The 6,000-nt window shown below is 59.0% G+C and carries 4 protein-coding genes; all 4 read right to left on the bottom strand.

Annotation, left to right across the window (positions count from 1 at the left end):
* Positions 1-131: 131 nt before the first annotated feature.
* Entirely contained in the window at positions 132-1,967 is a 1,836-nt protein-coding gene (locus EK403_RS06615) for an exostosin domain-containing protein (protein WP_164919517.1), read from the bottom strand.
* Between the two features lie 192 nt (positions 1,968-2,159).
* A complete protein-coding gene (locus EK403_RS06610) occupies positions 2,160-3,005 on the bottom strand; it encodes an FkbM family methyltransferase (RefSeq protein WP_164919516.1) in 846 nt (281 codons plus the stop codon).
* A 179-nt stretch (positions 3,006-3,184) separates the two neighbouring features.
* Positions 3,185-3,844, bottom strand: a complete 660-nt coding sequence (locus tag EK403_RS06605; RefSeq protein ID WP_128776697.1) for an FkbM family methyltransferase — start codon at positions 3,842-3,844, stop codon at positions 3,185-3,187.
* A gap of 41 nt (positions 3,845-3,885) precedes the next feature.
* Positions 3,886-5,808 (bottom strand): hypothetical protein, encoded by a 1,923-nt coding sequence (locus EK403_RS06600; RefSeq protein ID WP_128776696.1) that lies wholly within the window; start codon positions 5,806-5,808, stop codon positions 3,886-3,888.
* Between the last annotated feature and the right edge of the window lie 192 nt (positions 5,809-6,000).

Genomic DNA, 6,000 nt, shown 5'->3' with positions numbered 1-6,000 from the left:
ACTTCTTCAAAGCCGCTGGATACGATCCGGATTAACGCGAATCCGCTCTAGAGGAGCTCGGTTGCCGAGCACGTCGAGGGCGGAGAAGAACCGTCTTCCCTGCTCGATTGCGGCTTCGCATTGGGCATCGTTTAAGCAGTGAGGCGCCTGACGGCGACGTCCTCTTGTTCAAACAAGCTGAGAACATCATGGACAAAATTGTTTCGGCCGTAGCGCTGCCGGAGGATCTGGCCCGCATGAAGGCGCCTGCGGATTCCACCCTCATCACTGGCCAGTTTGACCAGTCTGTCCGGCAGACTGCGAACGCTATCACGGTCTTCGCCACAGATGACGACCGCGCGGCTCCAGAGGGCCTCATCGCAAGGGGGGAGGTAGGTTTCGGCCATCACGACAGGTATCACGCCGCTCGCGATCGCCTCCCACAGCCGCAGGGAGTTCGGCCCAGTTCCAGATGGGCACAGCGCAAACTTGGTCAGTCCCATAACCTCTCGAAACTCAGCGCTGGCCGATGCGTCCACCAGCTTGTCTGAGACAGCAGCCCGGGCCAGCACCTGCCCATCGTAGACGATCTTGTTATAGTGCCAGATTGATCGATCGATCACTAGACTCTGGGGTCTTCCCTTTAACTCCTCTATAATAAAAGTCCGCACGTCCGAGAGGTGCCGCTCAGTCGCCTTCGCGCCGACAAAAGAGAAAAGATAGGGCCTTTCGCTGAAGGTCACCTTCGAAGGTGGAGAGATTTGCACTGGATAGAGAGGGAAGGGATGTATCGCGATTGAGGATTCGCGGCCCATTCGCGCGATATTCTTGGGGCAGTGACTCCACAGGATGTCCGTGATGCCGGCATCCTCGAATAGCGACAGAAACTGAAGCATGTGAATATGCTGGCAGACAGTGACGACTCGCCGGTACCCCTGAATCCTTGTGGCAAGTTGCTGCAACGACTGTTGCAGCATTCCAATCCTTGCAGTGTCTGCCTTGTTGTGCTTCGAAATGTCTATCAGCGTCGCCCAAGGAAAGCCGACATAGACGACCTCCGGATTCTGGCGGCCGAATAGCCGCATCTGCTCATAGGCGTGTCGCTCGGTGATGGCGGGAAACTGCCAATGATCGTCGAACGCCACGAGGCTCGGCTCGATTTTGAAGGGCGGCTCGAGCGACTCCTTCATCGTCCCGACAGTCTCAGCGACAGGCCGTATCGCCGCCTCTCGCTCCGCCCTATCTTCTGCGCTCCAGCGCTCGAGCGCGTTGTTGAGCCTCACCGAAGTGATCTGGGTCGCGTCCACCGGCCAAACTTGGATTTCGAGTTTGGCCGGGGCCAGTAGATCGTCGCTCGCATAAACCATCGCGACGCCGCCGACCAGTTGGTGATCCCCGCGCTTGTTGTAGGTCCTGAGGCCGGTTTCATGCAGGTGAACGATCTTCACCTGCCCGCACGGATTGTAGACGCGGTGCCCATAGACGGCGAAAACATAGGCGACCTTGTTGTCGCAGCGCGGGATTCCCAGCGGAAAATCGAGCCATTTGTCTCGATGCGGGTTGGGAGCGGCGGACGGCAGGAACGCCCATGCGTCCTGCGACCAATGCGGATTGGCGTGCAGCGTCTCAACGCCAGCCACCCTGTCGTATCGGCTGATCGCGACGAACGCAGTTGGGTCATAGGACAGCAAATCTTTGAGCTTTTCAACAGACGCGTCGAAGTAAATATCAGCGTTTGCGATTATAGAAATACTGTCTTCAGCCAGACTATAACTATACTTCACCCAGTCGGCATATGTCGGGCGATGATCGAGTTTCAAAATCTTTATTTTCGCGCTCTCGACATGCGGGACTGCGTCATCGTCTATGAGCAAAATGATTTGCTTGATTTGCGCGCAATCGACGTTGCGCGCGAGACACTCCTCCAACTCGGACCGACGAGCTTCGGAGGCCGGATTGAAGAGCGGAAGAAACAGAACAATACTCATAATATTGTCTCCGATATATTGTCTCCGATTTCGCTCCCGCTGCGACGTAGCCGGCTCGGGCATGCGCATTGGAACGAGCCACGATTCGAATGCGCAAGCCTCTTCAAGAAATCCTGCGGCCGCTCCCACGGAAGGGTCCGAGACGGCTGGCGCCGCGGCGGCGCTGGTTGGGCTCGCATCGAGAGAGGCCGCTCAGAGATCTTCGGCCCGAGGATTGTCGACTGCGATCAGCCCGTCGCCGAGCTTGATCGGGCCAAGCTCGCTATCCGCGGTCGATGCTCGCTGAAAGTTCATCCGCTCTGTCCAACCCGCCTGAGCGAAGCTCTCAGCAAGCGCGTTATGCAGCTCATCCGAAATGTGGGTGCCGATCATAATCCGCTTCACTTTGCCGCTCAGGAGATCGATCGACTTGGGGATCGTCTCGTATTCGGCCCCCTGCATGTCGATGTGGAGAAAATCCAGCGGGCCGCTGCAGCGATCAAGGATGTCCGCAATGGTGTAGGCCTCGACGACGACGAACGGCGTGCCGGCGGTGACCGCGCGCGTGGAGGCGCCGTAGTTCTCCGCCGGGTCGGCGACCACAGGAAACTTGACGGTTCCCGAACTGGCGGCGACAGCGCCGTGCAACAGGTGGTGTTCGGCTGGATCTAGCCCATTCGCTTCCATGTGGTGAAGCATCCACTCGTAATGGGTCTTGTCGGCCTCGACTGCGAACAACTCGACCTTTCCGATCGAAGGACGCTGGCGCGCCGCCGCTGCGCCCCGGACGATCCATGCGCCCCAGCCGGCGCCGAGTTCCCCCATTCGGAAGGCGCCTTTGGCTCGCACGACGCTTTCGAGGAGCAGCACCCAGTCAAAATAATGCTCGTTGGGGGGCGGCAGGCGCGGCGTCACCTCGCGACCAGCTGCGACGCAATGAGCGTCCCAGCCCTTGCGGAACTTCGCCGCCGTGCCGACGCCGAGAAAATCGTAAATACTAGCGCCGTCCGCTCGGACCGAGACGGGCGTGAAATCAGAAAAAATCCGGGCGTGCGCCAATTTCCACCTCTTGTCATGCGAGGCGACCATCCATTCTGGCTCGATTGTCGCCCAACTCGGTCCCCGCTTTGCGCGATCAGACCATTTTTGCGATCTCGGTCAATGTGGCAGCAAGCTTACTACCTGCCCAAGAGGAAGGCGGCGTTTCGCGGGGAAACCAAGATTGGTTGTCGCAAATTTCATTTCTTTCCAGCCATCAGGGAACCCTTGCGGCGAGCGAAGGCGACATCAACAGACGCCATAGCCATATCGTAAGGGCGATACTGAAGATTAAACATACTCAGTACCGAGTAGCCCGCCCCATTCATGTGCTCGATCATCTCGTGGAGGATTGGCTGTCGTTCTCCTCTGAAGCGGAAGCAAGAGCATTCGATCACGATCAGATCCGCGTGCTCCAAAAAGTGTCGCCCTCCGTTGAGGACGTCCTGCTCCGCGCCCTGGACGCTGATACGGCCAAAAATGGGGCGAGACTCGACCTCCCACTTCTTCAGATCGTCGAGGCGTCGAATCTCGACAGGCCGCGTCTCTTTGTGCGGCGACCTCGCTCCCGATGTGGAGGAAGTCTCAAGCGGCGCACCGATGCTGATTTCGCCAAGCCGTTCAGTCGAACCGAGCGCGCAGTTCAGGAAAGTCGCATCGTATTCCCGGGCCAGCTTGGAAACCGTGGGATAATACTCCTCAAGCGGCTCGACCAAGAGGAAATGAGCCTTCGGAAAGCGCGACATGAGGCCAGGTGTTCCCTCACCGACTCCGACGTCAACGACTAACGCTGGCTGAAATCCGAGGGCCTCACAATGACTAAAAAAACGCAAGAACTCGTCGACGTTTCCCAAGGTCATAATATATCCCTTAGAATTGCAATATAAAGTTTTGCGTATGATCAATAATTCTTCCAAGCCTCCTCAACGTCGATCATATTATATGGCGGCCGTCGATACCAGTTTATATCTTGTCCTCTGGAGTGTCTGGAAGATTCACACGCGTAAACTACTCGCTTCTGTGTCGCAACATGGGAAAAACCATTAAGAGCGGCTATCAAACCCAAGGTCTCGCTCCAGTCGAAATAGCGGGTGAGAATAGTCGTTGGCTGACGGCCTGGCGTGACTTCGATGTATTCTCGGATCTCCGGGGTAAGCTGCTCCGCCGTCCAAGCCAAATACGAGGGCTCGTCAAGTGAAGATAGATGGGCGAGCTGCGGCAGCAGCGGACGCAGCCTGTCGCTCCAGGTCGCCCAGCCCCAGTTCTGGAATCGCCCCCAACGCGCGTCCGGGGCCTCCAGTCCAAAAGGATGGCCATAGACGCTGAAAATCGAAGGGTCAGTCTCATGCCGCCTCAGCTCTTCCTGGAAAACTTTGACTGCGCTCCGGTTCGGGAAGCAGTTTTCTTCGAGGACCAGGAAGGCGTCGTATCGCTGGCACATGGCCATGAGAGCGTGGATCATGAGCTTCTGCGGCCCAGCGCGGCCGCGCAAGGGCGTCACGTTGGCGAAACCAGCGGCGCGCGCAGCGTCCGCGTTCGCAACGACAAGGGCGCGTTGATCCGGCCTTCCCTGGTCTCCGTCCAGCCAAACATGAGTAAGGGGCTGAGCGTCCTGCATCGACAGGCTCCTCAACGTGGCCCTGAAAGCCTCCTGCCGTGAGTGATAGACGACGAGGATTCCAAAACTCGCGCGCTCCGGCATGGTCTCAGGCGGCGGCGCGGGGGCGGCTCGCAGCCTAATGACGGCCGCGGATGGCATAACGAACGCGGCGACCTTGGTCGCGCTCCCGGCTTGGGCCAGCGGCTCGGGGGAGGAAGACCAAACCCTAAAGGCAAGGTCACGTTTCGATGCGGCGCTGACCGGATGCGCCGCCCCGATCGTGATTGGCGAACCGTCTTCCGCGCAAACGCAGATTTGCACTGGCCCTGCGGCTTCCGTCGCGAGTGAAAGCGTGCCCTGCGCAAAGCCGTTATGGAACGCGACCGTCGCCGAACTGACGGCGAGAGGGGCGGCAAACTGATTGCGCCCAGGCGATGAAGGCGCCCTGCTCAGATTCGGACCGTCCGCTCTCGTCGCAGGCGCGCCATGCCCAAGCGCTTCCTCCGGCTTAACCGTTTCGGAGGAGGGCCCAGCGAGCGCCTGGAATGGCTCGGGACTTTGTCCGGTCGCGGCCGAAGGAGCGGCGTAGGGGGGTCGATCGTTTTCTAGCGCCGGTTTGGCCGCAGCCGGGAAGCCGAGCTCATTCTCGACAAGCGGATCCGAGAGACTTGGCCCGTCGCCTTTCGCGTGCCAACGAGTTTCGACCGTCGCCCACTTCGTCGTGCGCTCGCAGACGACATAGATCATCTCGGTCGCTGCCTTGCCAGGCGCCAGGGCCAGTTCCGAGATGCGAAAGCCCGCTTCGGTCAACAGCCTTACAACGCCCGACATCGGGTCGCGATGCGCACCCTCCCGAAACAACGGGACCCTTACGGCGATTACGTCCGCGCCCGCCAGGGACAGTTTCTGATGATTGAGCGTCTTAACCAGAAGCAGCCAGTTCCGGATGTTCAGCGCCGCAGTCGAGTCAGCTGGACGCGCGGCCAGAAATCCTTCGAGGAGTGCGTTCGAAAGAGGCCGCCAGTCCGTGGCCTCCTTGACTCCATTCGCGGTCTTGCTCGACCGCCCGGTCGCATTCGAAAGATCCAGCTCGATCAGCTTGTGCTTCGCGCTTTTTATCTCCGCCAACTTGGCAGCCTGATCAGGCTCGCAGAGCGAAACGACCCAAAGTCGCGCCCCTCGCCGAATTTCTATCGAAGAGAGGGCTTCGTTCAGGCTTCTCATTAAGGCGATCTCGTCAAATCAGCAGCGCCGCATTGGGGAGCGAGCGGGGGACTAAGCGGCGCTCGGGCCGCCGAATTTTACTCTACTCTGCAAAGAGCAATCTCCAGCCTCTTATCGAGGCGGACGTTACGTCTCGCCCCTTAATGGACTGTTCGTTATCGCGATTTTCCTTCGACCCCAGTTCGCATTTGA

The organism is Hansschlegelia zhihuaiae (assembly GCF_004103825.1).
In the GTDB taxonomy this organism is placed as follows: Bacteria; Pseudomonadota; Alphaproteobacteria; order Rhizobiales; family Methylopilaceae; genus Methylopila; species Methylopila zhihuaiae.
This window is presented reverse-complemented; position numbering and strand designations above follow the sequence as displayed.